Raw genomic sequence first — 25,648 nt, 5'->3', positions numbered from 1 at the left:
CGTTTCCTTCCTCTTCCGATCGAGATCGACATGACCCCCTCCCGCCGCCATTTCCTGATGGGCGCCGCCGCCCTGTCCGCCGCCGTCGCCACGCCCGAGATGGTCCGCGCCGCGATCGCCCAGGAAGTCGCCGCCCCCTGGGCCCTGGCCACCGCCGACCTGGAAGGCGATATCGCGCCTCGCGCCATGCGACTGGTCCACGGAAGGACGCCGGCAGGGCTGGAGGGGACCCTGTTCCGCAACGGGCCGGGCAAGTTCCGTCGCCCGGGCGGCAGCGCCACCCACTGGTTCGATGGCGACGGTCTGATGCGGTCGTTCACGATGAGCGATGGCGGCGTCACCCTGGCCGCCCGCTTCGCCGATACACCCAAGCGCCGCACCGAGACCGCGCTCGACGCCGTCGTGACCCCAGGCTTCGGCACGGCGGGCGACGCCCGCGCCCGGATCGGCTCGCCCGATGACGCCAACGCCGCGAACACGGCCGTCATGGTCACGGGCGACAAGGTCTGGGCCCTGTGGGAAGGCGGTTCGCCGCTGCGGATGGACGCTGAGACCCTGGCCACCGACCGGTTCGTCACCCTGCGCGACGACCTGAAGGGCATGCCGTTCCAGGCCCATCCGCGCTTCGCCCCGGACGGCACCGTGTGGAACGTGGGCATGAGCGGAGACCAGGCCGTCGTCTGGCATCTGAACGGCGACGGCTCGCTGATCGACGCCCAGGTCCTCCGCCTGCCGCGCGCCTCGTACCTGCACGACTTCACGGCGACCGAGCGGCACCTGGTCTTCGTGCTCCAGCCGTGGGTCTTCGACCACCGGGGCATGCCTTTCGCGACGCAGTTCGCCTGGAAACCCGAGATGGGGACCCAGGTTCTGGTGGTCGACAAGGCCGATCTGACGGCCCGGCGGATCTACGAACTGCCGACCTTCGGCTTCTTCCACCTGGGCGACGGCTGGGTCGACACGGACGGCGCGATTCGCTTCGATGTCGCCGCCAATGTCGACAACAGCTTCGCCATCGAAGGGGCGCGTGTCCTGGTCGCCGGTCGCGGAACCGTGCCGGGTCAGCCCAGCGTGCTGAAGCTTGTGACCCTCCACCCGAACGGTCGAGCCGAGATCGCCTCATCGGGCGTCGCGGCGGAGTTTCCTAAAGGCGACCCCCGCCGGGCCGGTCTGGAGCGGAGCTTGACGGTGCATGTCGCCGGCGAGCGCGGCGGCCGGCCCCTGCCGAACGGACTGGCGGTACAGGACTGGAAGACGGGCCGCAGCCACGCCTTCAGCTTCGGCGACGACCAGATCATGGAGGAGGCGGTGTTCGTGCCGAAGCCCGGCGCCTCGGCGGAACGCGACGCCTGGCTGGTCGCGCCGTCGATCAATCTGGCGGAAGGGGTCACCGAGCTGCACGTGTTCGATGTCGCCTCGGTCGAGGCCGGGCCGGTCGCGACCTGGCGGGCGGATGTGGCGCTGCCGGCGGGCTTCCATGGGGCGTGGCGGGGGTAAGACGCTGTCTCCCTTCCCCTGAGGGGAGGGAGAAGGGCTCAGTACCAGCCTGCGTCTCTGAGCGCCTTGGCATACCTCCGGCTGACCGGGGCAGTGACGCCGCCGTCCAGCGTCAGGGTCGCGCGGCCGTCGCCCCGGGCCACGTCGCGAACCGCGTCCCTGGCCACCCACCAGCTGCGGTGGGTCTGCGAGCCTTCCAGGCCCTCCAGCTCCTCCAGCGCATCGGACAGGCGCATCAGGATCAGGTCGGAGCCCCGGTCGGTGTGAATCCGCAAATAGTGGTCTTCGGCCTGGACCGCGCGGATCGCGGCGCCCCGCAGCTTCATCGGCAGGCGGTCGGGAAAGCGGGCCGGCGCCGCGCCGACCGGGGCCGCATGGGTCTGGATCGGTTGGGCCTTGGACACGAACACATTGATGGCGCTCATCACCAGGGTGACAATGAAGACCGGCCCCAGCATCAGCGGCAGGGCGTGGGCGTGATAGGCGCGACCCTCGAACACGACGCCCGTGACCCACCAGACCAGTAGCGACACGGGCCCGGTGATCGCCAGGGTCAGGGCTGCGACGCCCAGCCAGGGTCGCGCGTCGATGTCGATCCAGCGCTCGATCAGCAAGGAACAGATGTGTCCCCAGACGGCGCCGGCCAGCATCACTGGAACCCAGTAGGCCAGTCGCAATCCCATCGGCGCATTGCCGCTGCCGAAGGCGCCGACCAGGGCCAGCACGACGCCCGCCGCCGCAGCGATCGCCAGTCCGCGCAACAGACTCAGCGTCGAAGGTCGTGACAGAAGGGCGGAGGTCGTTGTCATGACTGGACGAAGGTCCTCGGCATATGGTCTGTGAGTCGAAGGTTCACAGACCAAAGAGCGCTTCGATGAAGTTGGCAATCGTGATGGCCGCCCTGGCGACGCTTCTCGCCGGCGCACCGTCCGTGGCCGAGGCCGCCGACCTCACCCTGACCATGTCGAGCCGAGGGAGCGGCGGGTCCCTGGCCATCGCCGTCTATCGCGACGCCGAAAGCTTTCGCCGCAACGAGCGGCCTGTCGCGACCCGGACCGTACCGCGCGCCGGGGCGCTGACCACGGTGGTCATTCCCGGCCTCGCCCCGGGTCGATACGCGGTCGCCGCCTTCCACGACACCGACGCGAACGGGCGGTTGTCGCTCTGGCCCATCGGCCTGCCCAAGGAGGCCTACGGCTTCTCCAGGGATGCACGCGGCCGGTTCGGTCCGCCGTCGTTCGCCGAGGCGGCGTTCGACCTGCCGGCCTCAGGAGCCACGCAGGCCTTCGCGCTTCGCTAGTGTTCATCGGCGAAGGCGGCATGGCCGTTGACGAAGGGCCCGGCTCGCCGCCGCCCTGACCGGCGCAGGATGGGTCCCTCGAAAGGACCGACATGACCGCTCTCGCCTCCCCCCGCCCGACGCCTTTCCGCGCCTCGATCCCTTGGCTGATCGTGGCGGTGGCGGGCTGTGTTTTGCTGTACGCGCTCCTGGTGTGGGGTCCGCAGCGAGGGCTGCCGCTGCGCCCGCACGCCCCGGAATGGCGCTGGCTGAGCCAGCAGACCGGTGTTCTGCAACTGCACGTCGGATCGGCGCTCGCCGCCTTCGTCCTTGGCCTCGTCCAGCTTACGGGCGTCAAGGGCGCGACATGGCATCGGCGGCTCGGCTGGCTCTGGGCCGGACTGATGGCGACGGTCGCCGTCAGCTCGCTGTTCATTCACAACATCAATCCAGGCGGGTTCTCCTGGATTCACATTCTGTCGGGCTGGAGCCTCGTGATCCTTCCGCTGGGCCTCTATGCCGCGCGCCGGCACGATATGGCCGCGCATCGTCGGCATATGACCGGGCTGTTCGTCGGCGCCCTTGTGATTGCGGGGATGCTGACCTTCTTCCCGGGCCGAAGCCTGTGGCGCGTCTTCCTGGGCTGACCGGCCTCAGTCCTGCGGGCACACGGCCCGGAACCCGGCCGAGGCGAAGCGGACCATGTAGTCGCAGGCGGTCTCCAGATCGCCGGAGCGGCACAGCCCTCCCGACAGGCGGTCCAGACGGCCGGTCTCGCCAAGCGTCAGGGTCAGGGCGCCCGACAGGTTGTGGTAGGCCCAGTAGAGATCGACCTCCCTGGCCTTGGGCAGGACCGCCTTGACCAGCTCGATCAGCCGCCGGATCGCCGGGTCGAAATAGCGGGCCATGGTCTCGCCGCCGAAGGCCGGGTTGGCGTTGGTCTGGGCGACCAGCGCCGAATAATGTTTCCAGCCCGGCCCGCCCTTCAGCGACCACTGGAACGGCGGCTCCAGGAAGGCGCGCAGCAGCCCCTCCAGTGTCATCGAACCGGCGTTGGCGAGGGCGTAGCGGTTGATGGCCTCGACCCTCTCGTTGTTCCAGACTTCGGCCCGACGCAGGAAGACCGCGTCGAACAGGTCCCGCTTTGCCCCGAAATAATAGTGGACCAGGGCCGTATCGACGCCGGCCTCGCGCGCCACCTCGCGGATGGTGACGCCATAGAAGCCGTGTTTCGAAAACAGATCCTCGGCCGCGTCCAGAATGGATTCGCGGGTGTCGCCGCCTGCGCCCTCGGCCTTGACCTTGGGGGGGCGCCCGCGACGGGCGGGGGCGACAGGAACCGGCTTCTCGACGTCCAGCTTGCTCATCCATTCAGCTAGCCATGAAAAATCCGTTCGGTGCAACGGCGCCACAGACAGGCCGCCACGTGCCCCGGCGGAAGCGTCGCCGTTTGACACCGGGGCCAAAGATCGTCAGTTTCCGCGAAAATCATCGAACGCTGAATAAAAGCGTCTCGGCTGGAAACATCATTGGAAGAGGGTTTCGCATGAACAGAGTCATGAAGAGCGTGCTGCTGGCCGGGGCTGCGTGGAGCGCGGCTTCCTCGATGGCCGTGGCCCAGGACGTGGCGCGGCAGGACGACCAGACCGCGCTGGACGACGTCGTCGTCACCGCCCGTCGTCGCGACGAGCAACTGAAGGACGTTCCGGTTGCCGTCTCGGCCCTGTCGTCGGAACAGCTGGAAAACACGGGCGCCACCGACATCACCGCCCTGCAGCAGCAGACCCCGAACGCGACCGTCCAGATCGCGCGCGGTTCGAACTCCACTCTGATCTCCTTTATCCGCGGCGTCGGCCAGCAGGATCCGCTCTGGGGCTTCGAGCCGGGCGTGGGTCTCTACATCGACGACGTTTATGTCGCCCGCCCGCAGGGCGCCGTGCTCGACATCTTCGACGTCAACCGCATCGAGGTCCTGCGCGGTCCGCAAGGCACGCTCTATGGCCGCAACACGATCGGCGGCGCGATCAAATATGTGACCAAGCGCCTCGGCGACGAGTTCGAGGTCATGGGGCGCGGCACGGTCGGCAGCTACAACCAGCGCGACGTTCTGCTCTCGGCCAGCCTGCCGCTGGGCGACACCTTCGCCGTCGGCGGCGCCTTCGCCAAATACGACCGCGACGGGTTCGGCGCCAACCTGTTCACCGGCGAAGAGCAGTACGACAAGGACGTCACCGCCTATCGCGCCAGCGCCGAGTGGACCCCCACCGACCAGTTGTTCGTGCGTTTCGCCTGGGACCGCGTCGAGGATGACTCGGCCCCGCGTCACGGCCACCGCGAAGTGAACTCGACGACCGGCGGCTACACGCCTCCAGCCGGCATCTACGACACCAACGCCGGCATCGTCGGCAACCAGGAAGTCGAGACCCAAGGCACGGCCGTCACGGTCGAGTATACCGTCAACGACAGCCTGACCCTGAAGTCGATCTCGGCCTGGCGCAGCGGCGACACCGCCACGGTCATCGACTTCGACCAGACGCCCCTGCCGTTCCTGGACGTTCCAGCCATCTATTCGGACAACCAGTTCACCCAGGAACTCCAGGCCCTGTTCCAGGGTGACAACTGGTCCGGCGTCGCCGGCCTGTTCTATCTCGATGGCGAGTCCTCGGGCGTGTTCGACACCATCGCCGGCAACCTCGGCCTGACGATCGCTGCGGCCGGCTATGTCAACACCGAGTCGCTCTCGGCCTATGCGGACTTCAGCTACGACTTCTCGGATCGCCTGCACGCCTCGGTCGGCGGCCGCTGGACGCAGGACAAGAAGGACGCCCAAGTTCAGCGCTTCTTCTACCTCGGCGCCACGCGCTCGCCCCTGACCGGCGGCGCCGCCCGTCCGATCTTCGCGACCCGCACCAACTACATGGCGGATGACACCTTCGAGAAGTTCACGCCGCGCGTCAGCGTCTCGTATGACCTGACCGATGACCTCACCGGCTACGGCTCGATCTCGCAGGGCTTCAAGTCGGGCGGCTGGGACATGAGGGGCGACGCCGCCCTGGTGCCCCAGACGGTCAACGGCTACCAGCCTGAGACGGTCACCACCTACGAGCTGGGCCTGAAGGGCAACGCCTTCGACGACCGCCTGTCGTTCGCCTCGGCCGTCTTCTACTCGGACTACAAGGACCAGCAGATCACGACCCAGCAGGTCGCGACCCCGCCGGCCACGGGCATCGCCTCGGTCGTGGACAACGCCGGCGCCTCGACCATCTACGGCTTCGAGTTCGAAGGCCGCGCCTTCATCACCGACAGCATCACGTCGAACTTCTCGATCGGCTACCTGCACAATGAGTTCGATAAGTTCGTGACCCTGGTCACGGGCGCGCCGGTCGATATCTCGAACACCCGCGAGCCCCAGAACTCGCCCGACTGGTCGGGCTTCTGGTCGGTCACCTGGACGGGCGACGTCGGCGGCGGCGAGTTGAACATCACCCCGTCGCTGTCCTACCGCTCGGACTACCACCTGTTCGACGCTCCGGATCCGATCCTCGACCAGGGCGCCTACACCCTGGTGGATCTGGCCGCCGTCTGGACCGCGCCGAGCGGCCACTACCAGGTCGCCCTCACCGGCAAGAACCTGACGGACGAAGAATACAAGGTCGGCGGCTACAACTTCGCCGGCGCCAGCTTCAACAACTCGATCTCGGCCTTCTACGGCCCGCCGCGCACCTTCTCGGCGTCGGTGACGGTCCGCTACTAGGCGACCCATGAGACGACTGGGGCGGCGGTTCGAAGGAGCCGCCGCCCTTTTCTTTTTGCACCTCGCGCGGCCAAGGTTACGGTCCGGGCAAGGAACGAGAGTCCAGAGGAAACCCAGATGACCGACGCGACGACGGCCGCCCCGATCAAGCCCGGCTACAGGTATTACGTCCTGGCGATCCTGGTCCTGGTCTACATGCTGAACTTTCTGGACCGCCAGATCATCGGCATTCTGGCCGCCCCCCTGAAGGCGGAATTCGGCCTGTCGGACAGCCAGTTCGGGCTTCTGGGCGGCATCGCCTTCGCGTCGGTCTATTCCACCCTGGCCATTCCGCTCGCGGCGCTGGCGGACCGGGCCAGCCGGGTCTGGATCATGACCGGGGCGCTCGCCGTCTGGTCGGGGTTCACCGCCCTGTGCGGCGTGGCGGGCTCCTTCGGCCAGCTGTTCCTGTTCCGCATGGGGGTCGGTGTGGGCGAGGCGGGCGGGGTGGCCCCGGCCTATTCCCTGATCGCGGACTATTTCCCGCCCAGCCAGCGCGCGCGGGCCCTGGCCGGCTTCGCCTTCGGCATCCCGCTGGGCACCGCCGCCGGCACGCTGGTCGGAGGGCTGCTGGCGGCGACCTACGGCTGGCGTACGGCCTTCATCGCCGTGGGTCTGGTGGGCCTGCTGCTGGCTCCTCTGCTGCGCCTGACCATCAAGGACCCGGTACGCGGGGGCACGGATGCGGCCAAGGTCGCAGCCGTCGACCCCGCGCCTGTCGCGCCGACAAGCGTGTCCGACCGCGTCGGCCGCGCCGCCTCCCTGATCATGCTGGGCCTCGGCGCCGGCTGTTTGATCCTGGCCGCCCTCAATCAGTTCGCCGGCGTCGCGGTCGGCAACGCCCTGGTGTTGGCCTTCGGCGGGCTGTTGGCCTTTGTCATCGGCGTCTCGTTCTGGATCGCCAAGAAGACGGCCTCGGTGGTCATGCCCAAGCCCAGCTTCTGGCTGCTGGCGTTCGGAGCGGCGTCGTCCTCGGTCTGCGGCTACGGCGTGGCGGGCTGGCTGCCGCTGTTCTTCATGCGGAGCTTCAACCTGACCCTGGCCCAGACCAGCTGGTATTATTCGGGCATCGCCCTGATCGGCGGCCTCATGGGGATCTGGCTGGGCGGGATGATCGCCGACAAGCTGGCCAAGAAGGGCAAGGGCGCCTATCCGCTGACGCCCGCCATCGCCTTCATCATCTCGGCCCCGTGTTTCATCGCGGCGATGAACTCGCCCTGGCTGATCGGTCTGGTCCTGCCGGGCGGCGGGTCGAACTCGGCCCAGCTGATCCTGGCCTTCCTGATCTTCCTGATCCCGACGGGTCTGAACCTGGCGTGGTTGGGTCCGATCACGGCGGCCGTTCAGCATCTGGCGCCGGCCCCGATGCGATCGACCGCCTCGGCCATTTTCCTTTTGTTCAACAACCTGTTGGGGATCGCCGTCGGCTTCTTCTACTTCGGCTGGATGAGCGACCTTCTGGCGCCCCGCTTCGGCGAGGAGAGCCTGCGCTGGGCCATCTACACGGGCATGGGCTTCTACCTGATGGCGGCGGTGCTGCTGTTCGGGGCGTCGCGGACGCTGAAGCGTGACTGGATCGACTAGTTCGCGGTGAGTTCGGCTAGGCTGTCCCTGCCAAAGCCGGTGATTTCGCCCACGCATTCACCGCAGTCTTCGGTGAGTCCGGTTACGGCAAAGCCCGCCGACGACGCCGAACGCGCCGGCGGCTGCGGCAAAGACCGCCAAAGCTTGTCTGCGAGACGGTTGCACCTGCGAAGGGGCCACGCCTATAAGCGCGACCAATTCCTCCTCGAGAGACGTTGGGCGCATCCATGAACATTCACGAATACCAGGCCAAGCAGGTCCTCAAGGGCTTCGGAGCCCCGGTCGCCGAAGGCGTCGCCGTCACCTCGGTCGACCAGGTCGAGGCCGCCGCGAAATCCCTGCCCGGCCCGCTGTACGTCGTGAAGTCACAGATCCACGCCGGCGGCCGCGGCAAGGGCAAGTTCAAGGAACTGCCGGCCGACGCCAAGGGCGGCGTCCGCCTGGCCTTCTCGGTCGAGGAAGCCGTCGCCCACGCCAAGGAAATGCTGGGCAACACTCTGGTCACCGCCCAGACGGGCGAGGCCGGCAAGCAGGTCAACCGCCTGTACATCGAGGACGGCGCCGACATCGCCCGCGAGCTGTACTGCTCGCTGCTGGTCGATCGCGGCACGGGCCGCGTGTCCTTCGTCGTCTCCACCGAAGGCGGCATGGATATCGAGACCGTCGCCCACGATACGCCCGAGAAGATCCAGACCATCGACATCGCTCCGGAAGCCGGCGTCACGCCCGCCAACGTGAGCGAAATCAACGCGGCCCTGAAGCTGGACGGCGACGCGGCGAAGGACGGCGAGAGCCTGTTCCCGATCCTCTACAAGGCCTTCCTCGACACCGACATGTCGATGCTGGAGATCAACCCGCTGATCGTCATGGAGAACGGCCGCCTGCGCGTGCTGGACGCCAAGGTCAGCTTCGACGGCAACGCCCTGTTCCGCCACGAAGACATCAAGGCCCTGCGCGACGAGACTGAAGAAGACGCCAAGGAGATCGAGGCCTCGGAGTGGGACCTCGCCTATGTCGCGCTGGACGGCAACATCGGCTGCATGGTCAACGGCGCCGGCCTCGCCATGGCGACGATGGACATCATCAAGCTGTACGGCAAGGAGCCGGCCAACTTCTGCGACGTCGGCGGCGGCGCCGGCAAGGAGAAGGTCGCGGCGGCCTTCAAGATCATCACCGCCGACCCGGCCGTCCAGGGCATCCTGGTCAACATCTTCGGCGGCATCATGAAGTGCGACGTCATCGCCGAGGGCGTGGTCGCGGCCGTGAAGGAAGTGGGCCTGAAGGTGCCGCTGGTCGTGCGTCTGGAAGGCACCAACGCCGAACTGGGCAAGAAGATCCTGAACGAGTCTGGCCTGACCATCCAGGCCGCCGACGACCTAGATGACGCCGCGCAGAAGATCGTCGCGGCGGTCGGCTGATCGTGCCCGGCCTGCTCGTCCTCGCGGCGGCGGCCCTGATGATGACTGGAGCGCGGGCGCAGACAGCGCCTGCGCCGGACCCCGTCGATCTGATCTCCACCCTGAACTCGGTCTGCGTGGCCGCCCAGGGCGACCGGGCGCGCGCGGCCGAGCTCGCGGCCGAGGCGGGCTATTCCCCGGTGCCCGAGAGCATGGTTCCGCGCCTGCGCAACAGCTCCGACCGCGCGGGCTTCATGCGGTCGAACGCCGCCGACATGAGCATCATCCTGACGGGACGGATCAATCGGCGCGTCGGTCGCGAGGATGTCGTGATGGAGTTCTGCGGCGTCTCGGCCCGGCCGACGGATCACCGCGCCCTGAACGCGCGGTTGCGCGAGGCCATGGGGTTCGAACGGGTGCGCGGCGCCGGTCTGGACGCCTATGCCTGGCTTCAGACCCCCGAAGGACGAGCGCCCAGCCGCAGCCTGTCGGACGCCCAGTTCATCGCCATGGCCGCAACCGGTCAGATGCGATTGGTCGGCATCGATCAGAGCGGAAATGGATCGACCCTGATGTATTTCCTGCCGCGCCTCGATTAGGGGGCGCACGGCTCCACGGATTGTGTGGTCCACATAACCCGTGTAGAGTTTGGCCCGTGACCCGCAATCTGACCCTCGCCATCGACGACGACCTGCTCGACAAGGTGCGGGTTCTGGCGGCCATGAAGCGAACGACCGTGAACGAAGCGGTGCGCGGCTTCCTGACCCAGTGGGTGCAGCAGGAAACGACGAAGGACGAGGCGCGCGAGGCGCTGCTGAAGCTTATCGACGAATCCAAGGGCCGGATGGGCGACTGGCGGCCGGGCAGCCGCGACGAGATCTACAGCGGGGATCGTCGGTTTGATCGCTGATCCCGAGGTCTTTCTCGACACCAACATCCTGCTCTATGCCGCGCTTGGTCAGGACCATGCCGGACATCGGTGGGACCGTGCGCGTCAAATTGCGCTGACCGAGGACTACTGCACCTCGGGACAGGTTCTGGCGGAGTTCTATGACGTCGCCACGCGCAAGGGCGCGCCGCCGCTGACGTCCGATGAGGCGCGCGAGTGGATCCGCGTCATCGCCCTCAAGCCTTGCCAGCCCATCACGTCCGAGATTGTGGTGGCCGGCATAGACAACGCCCGACGCTACCAGCTGTCCTACTGGGACGGCGCCATCATCGCGGCGGCCGAGAAGATCGGCGCGCGGGTCCTGTATTCCGAAGACCTCAATCACGGGCAGACCTATGGGTCGGTCCGGGTCGAAAATCCTTTCCTTCCCGCCTAATCGAGAGACCCCATGTCCATCCTCGTCGACAAGAACACCAAGATCATCGTCCAGGGCCTGACCGGCAAGACGGGCGGCTTCCACACCGAACAGGCCCTGGCCTACCACGGCACCCAGATGGTGGCGGGCGTGCACCCGACCAAGGGCGGCACGAACTGGACGGGTTCGCATGGCGAAACCCTGCCGATCTACGCCTCGGTCGCCGAAGCCAAGGAAGCGACCGGCGCGGACGCGAGCGTGATCTATGTCCCGCCGTCGGGCGCGGCGGCGGCCATCATAGAGGCGATCGACGCCGAAGTGCCCTTCATCACCTGCATCACCGAAGGCATCCCGGTGCTGGACATGGTCAAGGTGAAGGCCCGTCTCGACCGCTCCAAGTCGCGCCTGCTGGGCCCGAACTGCCCCGGCATCCTGACGCCGGACGAGTGCAAGATCGGCATCATGCCTGGCAACATCTTCAAGAAGGGCTCGGTCGGCATCGTGTCGCGGTCGGGCACCCTGACCTATGAGGCCGTGTTCCAGACCACCAACGAAGGCCTGGGCCAGACGACGGCCGTCGGCATCGGCGGCGACCCGGTCAAGGGCACCGAGTTCATCGACATGCTGGAGCTGTTCCTGGCCGACCCGGAAACCACCTCCATCATCATGATCGGCGAGATCGGCGGCGGCGCCGAGGAAGACGCCGCCCAGTTCCTGATCGATGAGGCCAAGAAGGGCCGCAAGAAGCCGATGGCGGGCTTCATCGCGGGCCGCACGGCGCCCAAGGGCCGCACCATGGGCCACGCCGGCGCCGTGGTCTCGGGCGGAAAGGGCGACGCGGAATCCAAGATCGCGGCGATGGAGGCCGCCGGCATCAAGATGTCGGAATCGCCGGCGCGCCTCGGCAAGACGCTGGTTGAAGTGCTGAAGGGCTAAGGCTCTTTGCTAGTGTCGCTAACGCTCGCCGCGCGGCGGCTCTCTGCTTGAGCGACGGAGCGCGATCCGCCGCTTTCGGCATCGTTCGTGCGGCGGAATGACAGGGAAGACGCCTTCGGCCCGCGCCGGAGGCGTTTTTCTTTGGCGAAACAGCCAATTTCTTCGCCCTTCGCCCCGGTTCGGTCATGACCCACAAGGAAACAGCGCCTATATGATCCGCGCCGGCCTCACGCGGATGTGACCGCTCAGAAACCCGAGGCCGATGTCGGGACGACGATACCATGGCGGACGATGCCGGTCGGCTGAATCAGGTCTTTGCCGAGACCAGCTTCCTCTACGGCTCCAATGCCGCCTTCATTGAAGACCTGCACGACAAATGGGCGACCGATCCGTCCAGCGTCTCGGCCGAATGGCGCGGCTTCTTCGACCAGCTGCGGGACTCGGCCGCGACGGTGCAGGCCTCGGCCGCCGCCGGATCCTGGGGCCGCTCGCGCGTCACCGAACCGACCGAAGAGACCGGCGTGTTCGACGGCCGCTGGCCGGCGCCCAAGCCTGACCCGAAGGCGAAACCCGCCGCCGCTCCGGCCGCCGCCGCCCAGCCTGCCGCCGCCGGGGTCTCGGCCGCCGATGTTCGCGCCGCCGCCCACGATTCCATCCGCGTCCTGATGCTGATCCGCAGCTATCGCGTGCGTGGCCACCTGCAGGCGACGCTCGACCCCCTGGGTATCGAGACGGCGACCAACAATCCCGAGCTGACGCCGGAGTTCTATGGCTTCACCGAGGCCGATCTGGACCGTCCGATCTATCTGGACGGCGTGCTGGGCATGGAGACCGGCACGATCCGCGAGGTCATGGCGGTGCTGAAACGCACCTACTGCGGCAATATCGGCATCCAGTTCATGCATATCGCCGAGCCGGAGGAGAAATCCTGGCTGCAGCAGCGGTTCGAGGGCGCGGACGCCTTCGAGAAGAACGGCTTCACCAAGGAAGGCAAGATCGCCATCCTCAACAAGCTGATCGAGGCCGAGGGCTTCGAGCGGTTCCTGCACAAACGCTTCCCCGGCACCAAGCGGTTCGGCCTGGACGGGGGCGAGGCCATGGTCCCGGCCATGGAGCAGATCATCAAGCGCGGCGGCGCGCTGGGCGTCGACGAGATGGTGTTCGGCATGGCCCACCGCGGCCGCCTCAACATGCTCGCCGCCGTCATGGGCAAGCCCTACAAGACCATCTTCCACGAGTTCCAGGGCGGCTCGTCCGTGCCCAGCGACATCGAGGGGTCGGGCGACGTCAAATACCACATGGGCGCCTCGTCGGACCGGAAGTTCGACGACAACTCCGTCCACCTGTCGCTGACGGCCAATCCGTCGCACCTGGAGATCGTCAACCCGGTCGTGCTGGGCAAGGCGCGCGCCAAACAGGCGTTCGACATCCGCGAGGCCAACAAGGGTCTGCCGGAAAGCCAGTGGGCTCTGGATCGGTCCAAGGTCATGCCTGTCCTGATCCACGGCGACGCCGCCTTCGCAGGCCAGGGCGTGGTCGCGGAGTGCTTCGCCCTGATGGGTCTGAAGGGCTACCGCACCGGCGGGACGATGCATTTCGTCATCAACAACCAGATCGGCTTCACGACGAGCCCGCGTAACAGCCGTTCGACCCCCTATCCGTCGGACGTGGCCCTGATGGTCCAGGCGCCGATCTTCCACGTGAACGGCGACGATCCCGAAGCGGTCGTCTTCGCCGCCAAGGTGGCCACCGAATACCGCCAGAAGTTCAAGAAGGACGTGGTGGTGGACATGTTCTGCTACCGCCGCTTCGGCCACAACGAAGGCGACGACCCGACCTTCACCCAGCCGCTGATGTACGCGAAGATCCGGTCCCTGCCGTCGACGCGCGAGATCTATTCCAAGCGTCTGGTCGAAGAGGGGGTGATCACCCAGGCCGAGGTGGACGCCGAACTGGCGCGGTTCGAGGCCTTCCTCGATGCGGAGTTCGAGGCCGGCAAGACCTTCAAGGCGGACAAGGCCGACTGGCTCGACGGCCAATGGAAGGGCAAGACCCTGCCGAACGGCGACGACGCGCGCGGCGACACGGCCGTGCCGGAGGCCAAGCTCCAGGACTTCGGTCACCGCCTGACGACGATCCCGAACTCGATCGACATCCACAAGACGCTGAAGCGGGTCTACGAGGCCCGGCGCGAGATGATCGACACCGGTCAGAACATCGACTGGGCCACCGCCGAGAGCCTGGCCTTCGCCTCGCTGTTGTCGGAAGGCTTCCCTGTCCGCCTGTCGGGCCAGGATTCGGTGCGCGGCACCTTTTCGCAGCGCCACTCGGGCATCGTCGACCAGACGACCGAGGAGCGCTATGTCCCGCTGAACAACCTCGGCGGCGACCAGTCGCATTTCGAGGTGATCGACTCGGCCCTGTCCGAAGAGGCGGTGCTGGGCTTCGAATACGGCTATGCCCTGTCGGACCCCAACACCATGGTGATGTGGGAGGCCCAGTTCGGCGACTTCGTGAACGGCGCCCAGGTGGTGATCGACCAGTTCATCTCCTCGGGCGAACGCAAATGGCTGCGCATGTGCGGCCTGACGATGCTGCTGCCCCACGGCTACGAGGGTCAGGGTCCGGAACACTCCTCGGCACGGCTCGAGCGTTTCCTGCAGCAGTGCGCCGAGGACAATATGCAGGTCGCCAACTGCACGACCCCGGCCAACTATTTCCACATCCTGCGTCGTCAGATGCACCGGCCGTTCCGTAAGCCCCTGATCCTGATGACGCCGAAGTCGCTGCTGCGGCACAAGAAGGCGGTCTCGACCCTCAAGGAGATGGCGGAGGGATCGTCCTTCCACCGCGTCCTGCATGACGACGCCCAGACGCGCCCCGAGATCTCCGGCGTCACGATCAGGGGCGACAAGGACATCCGCCGCGTCATCCTGTGCTCGGGCAAGGTCTATTACGACCTCCTGGACGCGCGCGAGAAGAAGGGCGTCAACGACGTCTACATCCTGCGTCTGGAACAGTTCTATCCTTGGCCGATCAAGTCGCTGTCGGCCGAACTGGCCCGCTTCCCCAACGCCGAACTGGTCTGGTGCCAGGAAGAGCCGAAGAACATGGGCGGCTGGACCTTCGTCGATCCGTGGATCGAGCTGACGCTGGAGAAGATGGACGTGAAGGCGAAACGCGCCCGTTACGTCGGTCGTCCGGCCTCGGCCTCGACCGCCGCAGGTCTGATGAGCCGGCATCTGAAGGAACTCGCCGCCTTCACCGACGAAGCCTTCGCCTGAACCAGCGACGACGGGCGGTCTCCCGCCCGACGCCGTTGTGGCCTATATGACCGCCTAGACTGAACGCACGGAACCGACACATGGCCGATATCCTGACCCCCGCCCTTGGAGAATCCGTCTCCGAAGCCACGATCGCCAAGTGGTCGAAGAAGGTCGGGGACCCGGTCAAGAAGGACGAGGTCCTGGTCGAGCTGGAGACCGACAAGGTCTCGCTGGAAGTCGTGGCGCCGGTCGACGGCACGCTCGGCGACATCAAGTTCGGCGAGGGCGACACCGTGACGCCGGGCGCCGTGCTGGGCTCGGTGACCGAAGGCGCCGCGGGATCGAAGCCGCCCGCCGCCGCTGCGTCCGCGCCGGCCGCCAAGACTGAGGCCGCTCCCGCCGTCGCGCCGGCCCCCGCGCCTGCCGCCGCCCCGGCTGCGGCCGCCGGTTCGGTGGACATCACCATCCCCGTGATGGGCGAGAGCGTCGCCGAGGGCGCGGTCGGCAAGTGGTCGAAGAAATCCGGCGACGCGGTCAAGAAGGACGAGGTCCTGGTCGAGATCGAGACCGACAAGGTCGCGCTCGAGGTCGTGGCTCCCGCCGACGGCGTCCTGACCATCTCGGTCGACGAAGGCGCGACGGTTACGCCGGGCCAGGTCATCGGCTCGGTCTCGGGTTCGGGCGCCGCCGCGGCATCCGCTCCGACCGCCCCCGCACCGAGGGCCGCCAGCGCCAACGCCGGTTCGGCCCAGATTTCGAACGACACCCTGTCGCCGGCCGTCCAGCGCGTGGTCGCCGAGAACAACCTCGACCCCAAGGCGATCGCCGCCACGGGTCCGAAGGGCAACATCACCAAGGGGGACGCGCTCGCCGCCATCGGCGCCGCGGTGGCCCCGGCTGCGTCCGCCGCGACGCCGGCTCCGACCGCCGCCCCCCGCGCCGACCAGCCGCGCGAGGAGCGGGTCAAGATGACGCGTCTGCGTCAGACCATCGCCCGCCGCCTGAAGGAATCGCAGAACACCGCCGCCCAGCTGACCACCTTCAACGAGGTGGACATGACCAACGTCATGGCTCTGCGGAACCAGTATAAGGAGGCCTTCGAGAAGGCCCACGGCGTGAAGCTGGGCTTCATGTCCTTCTTCACAAAGGCCGTCGTCGCCGCCCTGAAGGAGATTCCGGCCGTCAACGCCGAGATCGACGGCACGGACATCATCTACAAGAACCACTATGACATCGGCGTCGCCGTCGGCACCGACAAGGGTCTGGTGGTTCCGGTCCTGCGTGACGCCGACGTGCTGTCGCTGGCGGGCATCGAGAAGGGCATCGGAGCGCTAGGCAAGGCCGCGCGCGACGGCGACCTGACGCTGGACCAGCTGCAGGGCGGCACCTTCACGATCACCAACGGCGGCACCTACGGCTCGCTGATGTCGACGCCGATCCTGAACGCGCCCCAGTCGGGCATCCTGGGCATGCACAACATCGTCCAGCGCCCCATGGCGGTGAACGGCCAGGTCGAGATCCGGCCGATGATGTACATCGCCCTCAGCTACGACCACCGGATCGTGGACGGCAAGGAAGCGGTCACCTTCCTGGTCCGCGTAAAGCAGCTGCTGGAAGACCCGGCGCGGGCCCTGCTGGACCTGTGAGAGCAGCGTTCGATTGAAGCGAGCGGCGGAAGCGCGTCTCTACTGTCTGTAGATACGAAAGCCCCGTCGTGGCCGGTTCTCGCAAGACTCCCGGTGTCGCCGACACCGCCCGCCTCTTCGCACACGGCGGCCGTCGGGCCGTGCGCAGGAAGGCGAGGACCCATCCGGAACCGGATCCATGTGGGCTCGAATAGACGCCTCGATGGATCCGGATGATCCCTTCCCCGATCCGCCGCCGCAGACGATCGCGCCGCTCATGACACGATAGGCTTTTCCGTGACGGCCCCATGCGGGGCCGCGCCTCCTCCCCATTCGCCGAGCGGCGAACAGGCAGGAGCGGCATCACGCCGCCAGCCCAGCCGCCTTCATAAGCCCCTTGAGCGGCGCGATCGTCTCCGGCGCGGCGCTCAACGCGGCCCGGGCCTCGGGTGCGCGGAAGATCTTGATCGCCTCGGCCTTGGCCCGTTCCGAGGCCGGCCCCAGCGGCGCCGTTTCGCCCGCGGCCAGCCGCAGCAGGGCCGAGAGCTTCTGCGGCACGGGGACGGGCGCGCGAGCCAGCTGGGCGGTCAGTCTGGCCTCGGCCTCGACCGCGCCCCCGACCTTGCCGATGGCGCCCATGATCTGTTCGCTGTCGTTCTCCGAAAGGGCCGCCGCCTTTACTGACCGGTTCAGCCCGGCGAGGGTCTGGAGCTTGCGCGAGGCCGTCGGAGAGCTGATCCGCATCTCGCTCTCGAACCGTAGCGAGGACACGCAGGCGGCCAGCCAGCGCGCGGCCGACCTTTTGTTCGCGGTCCCGGTGACGTTCTCGCACAGGCGGATCAGCTGCTCGGCCTCGCACAGCACGGTCTCGCAGGGCGCGACATAGGCCTGGACGAAGTCGGCGGTGACCAGGCTCTTGGAGCGTTCGGTGAAGGCGGTCTGCACCTCGTCCAGCGTCAGCAGCCGCCCGGCCGTCGCCGTCAGCGAGATGGCCAGCGTCCGCAGGATGTCGATCTCGCCCGGCGCATCCGAAGGCCGCAGCCGGCGCGGACCCATCAGTTCGCGCAGCACCATCCGGGCCAGCGACGCCGCCAGAAGCGGCAACTCCCCGGCCTCCAGCCTCGCCCCCAGCCGCGCCGCAGGTCCGTCGACCGAAGGCATCAGAAGCGCCATTCGCGGGTCGTGCAGGATCAGGGCCTCAATCTCGCGCGGCGCCACCATCCGCACCACGGCGGCCAGGCTGCCGCCCTGATCCAGCGCCGGGCCGAGAATTTCCGACAGGTTGGTGCGCGCAGCCAGCAGTTCGCACACGATCTGTTCGATCGCGACCATGACCATGGCGCGGGGCGCCCCGTCGGCCGGCGCCCGGTCCGCCAGATCCATCAGCCGGTCCAGACGCGGCCGTGCGCCTCGAAGGCCGATCAGGGCGCCGGATATCACCCCGCCCATGACGAAGGCCCGATCCGACGTTCCGGTCAGCTTCTGGGCCACGTCGCTCAACGACCGGTTGGCGAGGTCGGGGAACATCCCCTTGCGCCCGGCGGCGATCACCCGCTCCATCGCCTGTTCCACCAGTCGCTGATAGTGGCGGATCAGCTCGTGCGAGGCCTGTCCGGTCGCCTGGCTTTCCGGGATCGCCACCTTCTGCAAGGCGTGCTGAAGCTCGACCCCCGACGCCTCCAGCTTCTCGACCAGATCGGGACGGTGCAGCAGTTCGAAGACCGTCGCGCCGTTGCGCATCAACCAGTCTTCCAGCACCCGGCCGATCAGTTCGCGGGCGTGCGGCGCATACAGGTCCTGCGGCCCCATGCAGTTGGACGACCTGTCGTCGTCCGACACCAGACGCTTCTTGGGCCCCTCGGGCGCCCCCTTGGTCAGGATGGTGGTGGAGGCGAACTCCATGGTGTCGGGGTCCAGCGTCTCCTTGGTGACACGGACGGCGACGGCGTGCTTGTCCTTGAGGATTTCCTCGGCCGTATCGACGGCGTGTTTGCGCTCTTCGGTCGCCAGCATCAGCGTCCACGGGGAAGGCGCGGTCTTGCGGACGTAGAGCTCGTAGTGGACAGGTCCGGCCATGGGTCGCTTTCTGCGGTCTGGGCGGCAGGCTAGGGGCGAAGGCTTTAAGGTCCGGTTTCGCGAACCAAATCTGGTCAGCGCCCGACTGTGGCCGTAAAGTCACCGCGATCACGGGCGAACGGTTACGCTTGCGGCGCGTTCAACCGCTCCCGACGTCTGTCGGGATCAGACGAGGAGACGGATTTGGCCAATATCACCCTGGTGGACGACGACGAGAACATCGTCGCCTCCGTGTCGCTGGCTCTGGAAAGCCACGGCCACAAGGTGGTCGCGTACCACGACGGCGCCACGGGCCTCGAGGCGCTGGAGGCCTCGCCGCCGGATCTGGCCATCCTGGACGTGAAGATGCCCCGGATGGACGGGATGGAGGTGCTGCGTCGCCTGCGCCAGACCTCGCAGATCCCGGTCATCATGCTGACGTCGAAGGACGAGGAGATCGACGAAATCCTCGGCTTCAACCTCGGCGCCGACGACTACATCCACAAACCCTTCTCCCAGCGTCTGCTGATCGAGCGGGTCAAGGCCCTGCTGCGCCGCTCGGGCGGCGACGGCGGCGAGCCGGAGCCCTCGGCCGAGGTGTCGGGCAAGGCGATCCGCCGCGGCAAGCTGGTCATGGACCCGGCCCGCCACGAGAGCACCTGGGACGGAAAGGCGGTCAAGCTGACCGTCACGGAGTTCCTTCTGCTTCAGGCCCTCGCCCAGCGTCCCGGCTTCGTCAAGAGCCGCGACAACCTGATGGACGCCGCCTACGACGATCAGGTCTATGTCGACGACCGCACCATCGACAGCCACGTCAAGCGGATGCGCAAGAAGTTCCGGGTCGTCGATCCCGAGTTCGACGCGATCGAGACCCTGTATGGCGTCGGCTATCGATACCGCGAGAGCTGAGGCTTCGGAGCCGTCCGAGGAGCCGACCCAAGGAGCGGCATTGGGCCGCCGCCTGACCCGTTTCGGCGGGTCCCGGCTGGGTGGACTGATCCTGGTCCTGAACCTGATCAGCCTGCTGATCCTGCTCGGCGGCGCCCTGGCGCTCAACGAATGGCGCACAGGCCTGGTCCAGGCGCGTCAGGAGAGCCTGCTGGGTCAGGCGGAGCTTCTGGCCAAGGTCCTGTCGGACGAGGACTACACGCGCGGCGAGCCGGTCCCCGAACTAAACCGCGACCAGTCGGCCAAGGTCCTGATCGACCGCTTCGTGCCGGAGGGTCAGCGGGCCCGCATCTTCGACCGCGACGGCGTCCTGCTGGTCGACAGTTTCGACGTGTCCGACACCATCGAGGGCCAGCCCCTGCCGCCGGCCCGCCCGGCCGGATCGCCCGCCCCGATCGACAAGTCCGAAGCCAGGACCGCCGAGACGCTGGAACGGGCCAATATCGCGCTCGGCGACGAAATCCTGGCCGCCCTGGGAGGCGATCCCCAGACCACGGTGCGACGTTCGGAAACCGGCGAACGGGTCGTCTCCGTCTCCCTGCCGATCCGCCATGTGCAACAGGTGCTCGGCGTGCTGACGCTGGAGGCCAACGACGTCGACCAGATCCTGGACGCCCAGCGCCGGGCCCTGATCCCCTTCGCCCTGGTGGCGCTGGGCGTCAATCTGCTGGCCTCCCTTCTGCTGCATCTCTTCGTGGCCCGGCCGGTGATGCGGCTGTCGGCGGCGGCCGATCAGGTCCGTCTCCAGCGCGCTCGCGCCATCTCCCTGCCGGACCTGGAGGATCGTCGCGACGAGATCGGAGACCTCGCCCGGTCGCTGGAGTCCATGACCGACACCCTGTCGACGCGGATGGACGCCATCGAGCGGTTCGCCGCCGACGTCTCTCACGAGATCAAGAATCCCCTGACCTCGATCCGCTCGGCCCTGGAGACCCTGGATCTGGTCAAGGATCAGGACAAGCGCGACCGGCTGACCGCCGTCCTGCAACAGGACGTCCGTCGCCTCGACCGGCTGATCACCGACATCTCCAACGCCTCGCGTCTGGACGCCGAACTGTCCCGCGACCGGCCGCGCCCGGTCGACATGGCCGCCCTCCTGACCGACATCGTCGGCATCTACGAGACCACCGGAAAGCCCGGCGAGGCGCCGGTGACGCTGGAGATCGCGCTTGATGGACCGGCCCGGGTCATGGGCCGCGACGGGCCTCTGGGTCAGGTGTTCCGCAACCTGATCGACAACGCCCGCTCCTTCAGCCCCTCCGGCGCGAGCGTCCGCGTCTCGGTCCACCGCGATGAGGAGGGCCTGCTCCACGTCGTGGTCGAGGACGACGGGCCCGGCATCCCGCCCGAGAACCTGGAGACGGTGTTCGAGCGCTTCTACACCTCGCGGCCGCGCGGGGCGGCCTTCGGCTCCAACTCGGGTCTGGGCCTGTCCATCGTGCGCCAGATCGTGGAGGCCCACGGCGGCGTGGTCTCGGCCGCGAACCGGCTGGCCGCCTCGGGCGCCGTCGCGGGCGCCCGGTTCGAGGTCGCCCTGCCCGCCGTCGGACGCCGGACGTAGGCGTCGTGCCGCAGCCCCGCCACTGCACCGTCGTCGCTCGATGGGGGCGATCCGGCTGGCGCGGCGTCCTGCTGTGCGGTCCGTCGGGCGCGGGCAAGAGCGATATGGCGCTGCGCCTGATCGACGCGGGCTGGCGGCTGGTCGCCGACGACTACGCCCACGTCTGGGCTTCGAACGGCGCCGTCTGGGCCGCGACGCCGGAGACCATCGCCGGCCGGATAGAGGCGCGCGCCTTCGATATCATCCCCAGCGGATATCGGCCCTCGGTGCGGGTCGCTTTGGTCGTCGACTGCGTCCAGACCCCGACCGATCGCCTGCCCGAACCGGACTTCGAGACCATCGACGGCGTCCGCCTGCCGCGTCTCAAACTGGACATCCGCCCCGCCTCTGCCGGTCCGATCCTGACCCTGGCCATAGACCGGCTTTAATCCGGGATCGGTTTGGCCTATCTAGGCCCGCTTGGACCGGGGCGGGGGCCTCCGATCCTCGGCATAGGGGATATCCGGCGTTGCAAACGCGTTCCAGGTTCGGCCCGGCATGATCGGCCTCGTCATCGTCACCCACGGCGGCCTCGCGTCCGAATTCCTGTCCGCCATGGAGCATGTGGTCGGGCCCCAGCGCGGGGTCGCGGCCATCTGCATAGGGCCCGAGGACGACATGGAGCGTCGCCGTCGCGACATCGTCGACGCCGCCGCCGCCGTGGACGACGGCTCCGGCGTCATCCTGCTGACCGACATGTTCGGCGGCACGCCCTCCAACCTCGCCATCTCGGTCATGGAACAGACCCATGCCGAGGTCATCGCCGGCCTCAACCTGCCCATGCTGATAAAGCTGGCGAGCGTGCGCGGCCGCGAGACGCTGGAGACCTGCGTGGCCCACGCCCAGGACGCGGGCCGCAAATACATCTCCGTGGCCTCCTGGGTCCTGGCGGGCGAGAAGTAGCCGTGGCCGAGACCCTGCCGACCGCCCAGGCGACCGCGAACATCTGCAATACGCGCGGCCTTCACGCGCGCGCCTCGGCCAAATTCGTCAAACTGGCCTCCAGCTTCGAGGCCGAGATCCAGGTCACCCGCGACGGCGTCACCGTCGACGCCCGCTCGATCATGGGCCTTCTGATGCTCGGCGCCGGCAACGGCTGCTCGATCGACATCTCCGCCGAGGGTTCCGACGCCCAGGACGCCATCGACGCCCTGACCGATCTGGTCGCGCGGAAGTTCGACGAGGACTCTTGAGTTTGAGGCTATCGCTCGGCGCGCGGCGCCTGGCTACTTGAGCCCCGGCAGGCCTTGGTCATTGGCGCCCGGCTTGGCTCCGATATGAGCGATTCCCTTCCGCTCCGCGATCCGCACCTGCCGGTCCCGTTCCTGCGCGCCTGACTTCTGTTCTTCGGTCCGCGTGTCGTGGCACCGCTCGCAGCAGACCCCCTCGACATAGTGGGCCGACGCCCGTCCTTCCGGGCTGACCGGCATGCGGCACCCCCGGCACAGGCTGTGGGTCCCCTCCGACAGATCATGGCCCACCGCCACCCGCTCGTCGAAGACGAAACATTCGCCCTCCCACAGGCTCTCGGCCTGCGGGACCGTCTCCAGATATTTCAGGATCCCGCCCTGCAGGTGGAAGAGATCCTGAACCCCCTCGGACTTCAGGAACGCCGTCGACTTCTCGCAGCGGATCCCGCCGGTGCAGTACATGGCGACCTTGGGCGCCCTGCCTGTCGCCTCGGCCGCCCGATCCAGCAGGGTCCGACCCTCGGTCCGGAACCACGCCGGAAAGTCCCGGAACGACCGCGTGTTCGGCTGGACCGCGCCTTTGAAAGCCCCAACCTCGCCCTCATAGTCGTTGCGCGTATCGATCACGACCACGTCCGGGTCGGCGATCAGGGCGTTCCACGCCTCAGGGCTCACATAGGTCCCGGCGTTCACCGCCGGGTCCAGATCCGGCAGGCCCAGGGTGACGATCTCCGGCTTCACCCGCACCTTCAGCCGATGAAAGGGCAGGACGTCTGCATCGGCGTATTTCACCTCCGTATCGGCGAAGCCTTCGATGGCCCTCAGACCGTCGATGACGCGCGCGATGGCGTGGCGGCGACCGGCGATGGTCCCGTTCACCCCCTCGCGCGCCACCAGAAGCGTGCCGCGCACATCCTCCCCGCATAGCGCCTCCAGCGCCGCCCGCAGGACCTCGGGCGCCGCCACAGGGGCGAACCGGTACAGGGCCGCGACACGCATCGGTTTGTTCGGAGACATTTGCACGGTCAAGATCAAACGCCTGGTGGAGCCGAGGGGAGTCGAACCCCTGACCTCGTCATTGCGAACGACGCGCTCTACCAACTGAGCTACGGCCCCGTTTCCGGGTCACACAGGCGAGCGCGGACATAGGCGGGCGAGAGCGGCGGTGTCAACGGGCCGCACGGGTGCCGCCTCGCGAATCCTTGGCCTTCCGCCCCCGGCCCGCTAGAAGCGGCATTCATTTCGCGAAGGAGTTCACGCATGGGCGTGGCGATCGTCTGGCTCGTTAATGCCATCATCAGCCTGATGACCTGGTTCATCATCGGCTCCGCCATCCTCAGCTGGCTGTTCGCCTTTGACGTCATCAATCACCGCAACCGGTTCGTGAACCAGCTGGCCGGCTTCCTCGACGCCGTCACCCGGCCGCTGCTGGAGCCGTTCCGCCGCATCATTCCCCCGCTGGGCGGCATCGACGTGTCGCCGATCGTGGTCCTACTGCTGCTGAATTTCGCACGAATCCTGTTCAACAACTCCGCCGCCGGGCCGCTGATCGCCCTGCTCGGCTAAAGGCTCCGAGCGTGCCCCGGGCGCCGCACTGCGACATTCCAGCCTTGCGCCGTGAACAGACGCTCTTAAGGTGCCCGGGCCCAGGCGAGACGCCGCTGCCGACCACGACTTCATGACCTCCACGATCAAATCAGTGGCCATCATCGGCGCCGGCCAGATGGGCGTCGGCATCGCCCACGCCGTGGCCCTGGGCGGCTATTCGGTGCGGCTCTACGATCTGGCTTCCGAGCGCCTGCCGATCGCGCTGGGCGTCATCGCCGCCTCCATGGCCCGTCAGGTCGAGCGCGGCGCCGTCACCCAGGCCCAGGCCGACGCGGCGATGGCGCAAATCTCCGGCGTGGAGACCCTGGCCGAAGCGGCCAAGGCCGATCTGGTCATCGAGGCCGCCGTCGAGGACGAAGCCACCAAAAAGGCCGTCTTCGCCGAACTGGTCCCGCATCTGGGCGCGAACACCCTTCTGGCGTCCAACACCTCCTCGATCTCGATCACCCGCCTGGCCTCGTCGACCGACCGGCCGGACCGGTTCATCGGCCTTCACTTCATGAAGCCGGCTCCGGTGATGAAACTGGTGGAGATCATCCGCGGCATCGCCACCTCGGCCTCGACCTATGAGACCGCCGTCGCCTTCGCCGAGAGCCTGGGCAAGACCACGACCAACGCCGAGGACTTCCCCGCCTTCATCGTCAACCGCATCCTGGTGCCGATGATCAACGAGGCGATCTACACCCTGTACGAGGGCGTCGGGAACGTCGCCTCGATCGACAAGGCGCTGAAGCTGGGCGCCAACCACCCGATGGGTCCGCTCGAACTGGCGGACTTCATGGGTCTGGACGTCGTCCTGGCCATCATGAACGTGCTCTACGACGGGCTCGCGGACTCGAAATACCGCCCCTGTCCCCTGCTGGTGAAGTACGTCGAGGCGGGCTGGCTGGGGCGCAAGTCCGGCCGGGGCTTCTACGACTATTCCGGCGACGTTCCGGTCCCGACGCGCTGATGGCCCGTTTCGACACCCCCGCCGATCTTCCGGGCCAGGAGCCGGTCATCTGGCGTCGCACCCGCGCGGCGATCCCGGTGGCGGCGATCGCCGGCATCCTGTGGCCGCCCCTGATCCTGACGCTGCTGGTCTGGCCGCCCCAGAACTGGCTGCCGGGTCGCGAGCTCGACTGGCGGCTGACCGTCCTCTTCATCGGCCTGATCGCCGTGCCCGCCGGCTTGTGGTCCATCCGGCGCGAGCGGGACCGTCGCGGCCGTCCGGCCTCTCGCCTCGGCGTCGTCTGGCGCTTCATGCTGTATGGAGGCCTCCTGGCCGCGGCGGCCCAGACCGTTCTCGCCCTGGTCATGATGGTCTGGGGCTGGATCCAGTCGGGCGATCTCGGCCAGGGCGTGGGCGCCACCGAAACCACCCTCCTGATCTATGGCGTGGCCGGCCTGCCCGTCGCCATTCTGGTGGGCGTCTCCTACGCCCTGTGGGCCGGGCTCTGCGCCGCCTTCATCGCCTTCATCCCTGCGCCCGAGAAGGTGAAGGACCGGCTGGGCATGCTCAACCGCTAGGCGTCTGCGGCCTTCAAACGGTTTACCCCGGCCGTCTTTCGGCTAAGCTTCGTCCCT

Annotated in this window: 24 protein-coding genes and 1 tRNA gene; 20 read left to right on the top strand and 5 right to left on the bottom strand. The window is 67.6% G+C overall.

The annotated features are described in order from the left end of the window. The first annotated feature begins 30 nt into the window (after window positions 1–30). Window positions 31–1,497, top strand: coding sequence for a carotenoid oxygenase family protein (locus tag O5O43_RS14010; protein WP_271084512.1), 1,467 nt, complete (start codon window positions 31–33; stop codon window positions 1,495–1,497). A 38-nt stretch (window positions 1,498–1,535) separates the two neighbouring features. Here O5O43_RS14010 and O5O43_RS14005 read toward each other — a convergent pair whose 3' ends face one another. Beyond that, window positions 1,536–2,306, bottom strand: coding sequence for a LytTR family DNA-binding domain-containing protein (locus O5O43_RS14005; protein ID WP_271084511.1), 771 nt, complete (start codon window positions 2,304–2,306; stop codon window positions 1,536–1,538). 65 nt (window positions 2,307–2,371) lie between these two features. Between O5O43_RS14005 and O5O43_RS14000 the strand changes: the two genes are divergently transcribed. Next, window positions 2,372–2,797, top strand: a complete 426-nt coding sequence (locus O5O43_RS14000; protein WP_271084510.1) for a DUF2141 domain-containing protein — start codon at window positions 2,372–2,374, stop codon at window positions 2,795–2,797. A 92-nt stretch (window positions 2,798–2,889) separates the two neighbouring features. Then, window positions 2,890–3,423 (top strand): DUF2306 domain-containing protein, encoded by a 534-nt coding sequence (locus O5O43_RS13995; RefSeq protein ID WP_271084509.1) that lies wholly within the window; start codon window positions 2,890–2,892, stop codon window positions 3,421–3,423. 6 nt (window positions 3,424–3,429) lie between these two features. Here the strand turns inward: O5O43_RS13995 and O5O43_RS13990 are convergent, their stop codons facing one another. Continuing rightward, the gene (locus tag O5O43_RS13990) at window positions 3,430–4,143 is read right to left on the bottom strand and encodes a TetR/AcrR family transcriptional regulator (RefSeq protein WP_271084508.1); all 714 of its coding nucleotides are present in this window, start codon (window positions 4,141–4,143) and stop codon (window positions 3,430–3,432) included. A gap of 179 nt (window positions 4,144–4,322) precedes the next feature. On the opposite strand from O5O43_RS13990, the gene O5O43_RS13985 reads away from it, so the two are divergent. The 9 genes from O5O43_RS13985 (at window position 4,323) to odhB (ending at window position 16,702) form a co-directional block, all read left to right on the top strand. Beyond that, window positions 4,323–6,530, top strand: coding sequence for a TonB-dependent receptor (locus O5O43_RS13985; protein ID WP_271084507.1), 2,208 nt, complete (start codon window positions 4,323–4,325; stop codon window positions 6,528–6,530). A 117-nt stretch (window positions 6,531–6,647) separates the two neighbouring features. After that, a complete protein-coding gene (locus O5O43_RS13980; RefSeq protein WP_271084506.1) occupies window positions 6,648–8,153 on the top strand; it encodes an MFS transporter in 1,506 nt (501 codons plus the stop codon). Between the two features lie 227 nt (window positions 8,154–8,380). Then, window positions 8,381–9,571 (top strand): ADP-forming succinate--CoA ligase subunit beta, encoded by a 1,191-nt coding sequence (gene sucC, locus O5O43_RS13975; RefSeq protein WP_271084505.1) that lies wholly within the window; start codon window positions 8,381–8,383, stop codon window positions 9,569–9,571. 2 nt (window positions 9,572–9,573) lie between these two features. After that, complete coding sequence (locus tag O5O43_RS13970) at window positions 9,574–10,149, top strand: hypothetical protein (RefSeq protein WP_271084504.1); 576 nt, start codon at window positions 9,574–9,576, stop codon at window positions 10,147–10,149. A 56-nt stretch (window positions 10,150–10,205) separates the two neighbouring features. Next, window positions 10,206–10,460, top strand: coding sequence for a hypothetical protein (locus O5O43_RS13965; RefSeq protein ID WP_271084503.1), 255 nt, complete (start codon window positions 10,206–10,208; stop codon window positions 10,458–10,460). Further along, the gene (locus tag O5O43_RS13960) at window positions 10,450–10,875 is read left to right on the top strand and encodes a PIN domain-containing protein (protein ID WP_271084502.1); all 426 of its coding nucleotides are present in this window, start codon (window positions 10,450–10,452) and stop codon (window positions 10,873–10,875) included. Before O5O43_RS13965 ends, O5O43_RS13960 begins: the two co-directional genes overlap by 11 nt. Before the next feature lie 12 nt (window positions 10,876–10,887). After that, the gene (gene sucD, locus O5O43_RS13955) at window positions 10,888–11,790 is read left to right on the top strand and encodes a succinate--CoA ligase subunit alpha (RefSeq protein ID WP_271084501.1); all 903 of its coding nucleotides are present in this window, start codon (window positions 10,888–10,890) and stop codon (window positions 11,788–11,790) included. A 281-nt stretch (window positions 11,791–12,071) separates the two neighbouring features. Continuing rightward, window positions 12,072–15,074, top strand: a complete 3,003-nt coding sequence (locus O5O43_RS13950; RefSeq protein ID WP_271084500.1) for a 2-oxoglutarate dehydrogenase E1 component — start codon at window positions 12,072–12,074, stop codon at window positions 15,072–15,074. Window positions 15,075–15,154: 80 nt separating this feature from the next. Beyond that, on the top strand, window positions 15,155–16,702 hold the full coding sequence (odhB, locus tag O5O43_RS13945) for a 2-oxoglutarate dehydrogenase complex dihydrolipoyllysine-residue succinyltransferase (protein WP_271084499.1): 1,548 nt from the start codon (window positions 15,155–15,157) through the stop codon (window positions 16,700–16,702). A 342-nt stretch (window positions 16,703–17,044) separates the two neighbouring features. Here the strand turns inward: odhB and O5O43_RS13940 are convergent, their stop codons facing one another. Further along, on the bottom strand, window positions 17,045–18,757 hold the full coding sequence (locus O5O43_RS13940) for a hypothetical protein (protein WP_271084498.1): 1,713 nt from the start codon (window positions 18,755–18,757) through the stop codon (window positions 17,045–17,047). A gap of 183 nt (window positions 18,758–18,940) precedes the next feature. Between O5O43_RS13940 and O5O43_RS13935 the strand changes: the two genes are divergently transcribed. The 5 genes from O5O43_RS13935 (at window position 18,941) to O5O43_RS13915 (ending at window position 22,477) form a co-directional block, all read left to right on the top strand. Beyond that, a complete protein-coding gene (locus O5O43_RS13935) occupies window positions 18,941–19,645 on the top strand; it encodes a response regulator transcription factor (protein ID WP_271084497.1) in 705 nt (234 codons plus the stop codon). Next, entirely contained in the window at window positions 19,614–21,245 is a 1,632-nt protein-coding gene (locus tag O5O43_RS13930; protein ID WP_271084496.1) for an ATP-binding protein, read from the top strand. Before O5O43_RS13935 ends, O5O43_RS13930 begins: the two co-directional genes overlap by 32 nt. Window positions 21,246–21,250: 5 nt before the next feature. Then, window positions 21,251–21,673 (top strand): serine kinase, encoded by a 423-nt coding sequence (locus O5O43_RS13925; RefSeq protein ID WP_271084495.1) that lies wholly within the window; start codon window positions 21,251–21,253, stop codon window positions 21,671–21,673. 109 nt (window positions 21,674–21,782) lie between these two features. Further along, window positions 21,783–22,187 (top strand): PTS sugar transporter subunit IIA, encoded by a 405-nt coding sequence (locus O5O43_RS13920; RefSeq protein WP_271084494.1) that lies wholly within the window; start codon window positions 21,783–21,785, stop codon window positions 22,185–22,187. Window positions 22,188–22,189: 2 nt separating this feature from the next. Continuing rightward, window positions 22,190–22,477 (top strand): HPr family phosphocarrier protein, encoded by a 288-nt coding sequence (locus tag O5O43_RS13915; protein ID WP_271084493.1) that lies wholly within the window; start codon window positions 22,190–22,192, stop codon window positions 22,475–22,477. Between the two features lie 33 nt (window positions 22,478–22,510). Here the strand turns inward: O5O43_RS13915 and O5O43_RS13910 are convergent, their stop codons facing one another. Then, entirely contained in the window at window positions 22,511–23,491 is a 981-nt protein-coding gene (locus O5O43_RS13910; RefSeq protein ID WP_271084492.1) for a rhodanese-related sulfurtransferase, read from the bottom strand. Window positions 23,492–23,514: 23 nt separating this feature from the next. Beyond that, window positions 23,515–23,590: transfer RNA gene (locus O5O43_RS13905), tRNA-Ala, on the bottom strand. Window positions 23,591–23,734: 144 nt separating this feature from the next. Here O5O43_RS13905 and O5O43_RS13900 point away from each other — a divergent pair. The 3 genes from O5O43_RS13900 to O5O43_RS13890 all read left to right on the top strand — a co-directional run bounded on the left by O5O43_RS13900 (window position 23,735) and on the right by O5O43_RS13890 (window position 25,591). Then, a complete protein-coding gene (locus O5O43_RS13900) occupies window positions 23,735–24,040 on the top strand; it encodes a YggT family protein (RefSeq protein ID WP_271084491.1) in 306 nt (101 codons plus the stop codon). Between the two features lie 112 nt (window positions 24,041–24,152). Further along, entirely contained in the window at window positions 24,153–25,034 is an 882-nt protein-coding gene (locus O5O43_RS13895; RefSeq protein WP_271084490.1) for a 3-hydroxybutyryl-CoA dehydrogenase, read from the top strand. Next, window positions 25,034–25,591 carry a phthalate transporter gene (locus O5O43_RS13890; protein ID WP_271084489.1) on the top strand — a complete coding sequence of 186 codons (558 nt, stop codon included), beginning with the start codon at window positions 25,034–25,036 and terminating at the stop codon, window positions 25,589–25,591. The genes O5O43_RS13895 and O5O43_RS13890 overlap by 1 nt, the downstream gene beginning before the upstream one ends. Window positions 25,592–25,648: the final 57 nt, after the last annotated feature.

Origin of the sequence: Brevundimonas sp. NIBR11 (assembly GCF_027912535.1) — a bacterium.
GTDB lineage: Bacteria > Pseudomonadota > Alphaproteobacteria > Caulobacterales > Caulobacteraceae > Brevundimonas.
The sequence above is the reverse complement of the archived record's forward strand: the minus strand, read 5'-3'. Positions and strand labels throughout refer to the sequence as shown.

Excerpts from the sequence above, each read along its gene's own strand:
- O5O43_RS13985 (WP_271084507.1), top strand. The coding sequence starts at position 4,323 with ATGAACAGAGTCATGAAGAGCGTGCTGCTGGCCGGGGCTGCGTGGAGC.
- O5O43_RS14010 (WP_271084512.1), top strand. The coding sequence starts at position 31 with ATGACCCCCTCCCGCCGCCATTTCCTGATGGGCGCCGCCGCCCTGTCC.
- odhB (WP_271084499.1), top strand. The coding sequence starts at position 15,155 with ATGGCCGATATCCTGACCCCCGCCCTTGGAGAATCCGTCTCCGAAGCC.
- O5O43_RS13895 (WP_271084490.1), top strand. The coding sequence starts at position 24,153 with ATGACCTCCACGATCAAATCAGTGGCCATCATCGGCGCCGGCCAGATG.
- O5O43_RS13910 (WP_271084492.1), bottom strand. The coding sequence starts at position 23,491 with ATGTCTCCGAACAAACCGATGCGTGTCGCGGCCCTGTACCGGTTCGCC.
- O5O43_RS13890 (WP_271084489.1), top strand. The coding sequence starts at position 25,034 with ATGGCCCGTTTCGACACCCCCGCCGATCTTCCGGGCCAGGAGCCGGTC.
- O5O43_RS13990 (WP_271084508.1), bottom strand. The coding sequence starts at position 4,143 with ATGAGCAAGCTGGACGTCGAGAAGCCGGTTCCTGTCGCCCCCGCCCGT.
- O5O43_RS13940 (WP_271084498.1), bottom strand. The coding sequence starts at position 18,757 with ATGGCCGGACCTGTCCACTACGAGCTCTACGTCCGCAAGACCGCGCCT.
- O5O43_RS13980 (WP_271084506.1), top strand. The coding sequence starts at position 6,648 with ATGACCGACGCGACGACGGCCGCCCCGATCAAGCCCGGCTACAGGTAT.
- sucD (WP_271084501.1), top strand. The coding sequence starts at position 10,888 with ATGTCCATCCTCGTCGACAAGAACACCAAGATCATCGTCCAGGGCCTG.
- O5O43_RS13930 (WP_271084496.1), top strand. The coding sequence starts at position 19,614 with ATGGCGTCGGCTATCGATACCGCGAGAGCTGAGGCTTCGGAGCCGTCC.
- O5O43_RS13900 (WP_271084491.1), top strand. The coding sequence starts at position 23,735 with ATGGGCGTGGCGATCGTCTGGCTCGTTAATGCCATCATCAGCCTGATG.
- O5O43_RS13950 (WP_271084500.1), top strand. The coding sequence starts at position 12,072 with ATGGCGGACGATGCCGGTCGGCTGAATCAGGTCTTTGCCGAGACCAGC.
- O5O43_RS13920 (WP_271084494.1), top strand. The coding sequence starts at position 21,783 with ATGATCGGCCTCGTCATCGTCACCCACGGCGGCCTCGCGTCCGAATTC.
- sucC (WP_271084505.1), top strand. The coding sequence starts at position 8,381 with ATGAACATTCACGAATACCAGGCCAAGCAGGTCCTCAAGGGCTTCGGA.
- O5O43_RS14005 (WP_271084511.1), bottom strand. The coding sequence starts at position 2,306 with ATGACAACGACCTCCGCCCTTCTGTCACGACCTTCGACGCTGAGTCTG.
- O5O43_RS14000 (WP_271084510.1), top strand. The coding sequence starts at position 2,372 with ATGAAGTTGGCAATCGTGATGGCCGCCCTGGCGACGCTTCTCGCCGGC.
- O5O43_RS13995 (WP_271084509.1), top strand. The coding sequence starts at position 2,890 with ATGACCGCTCTCGCCTCCCCCCGCCCGACGCCTTTCCGCGCCTCGATC.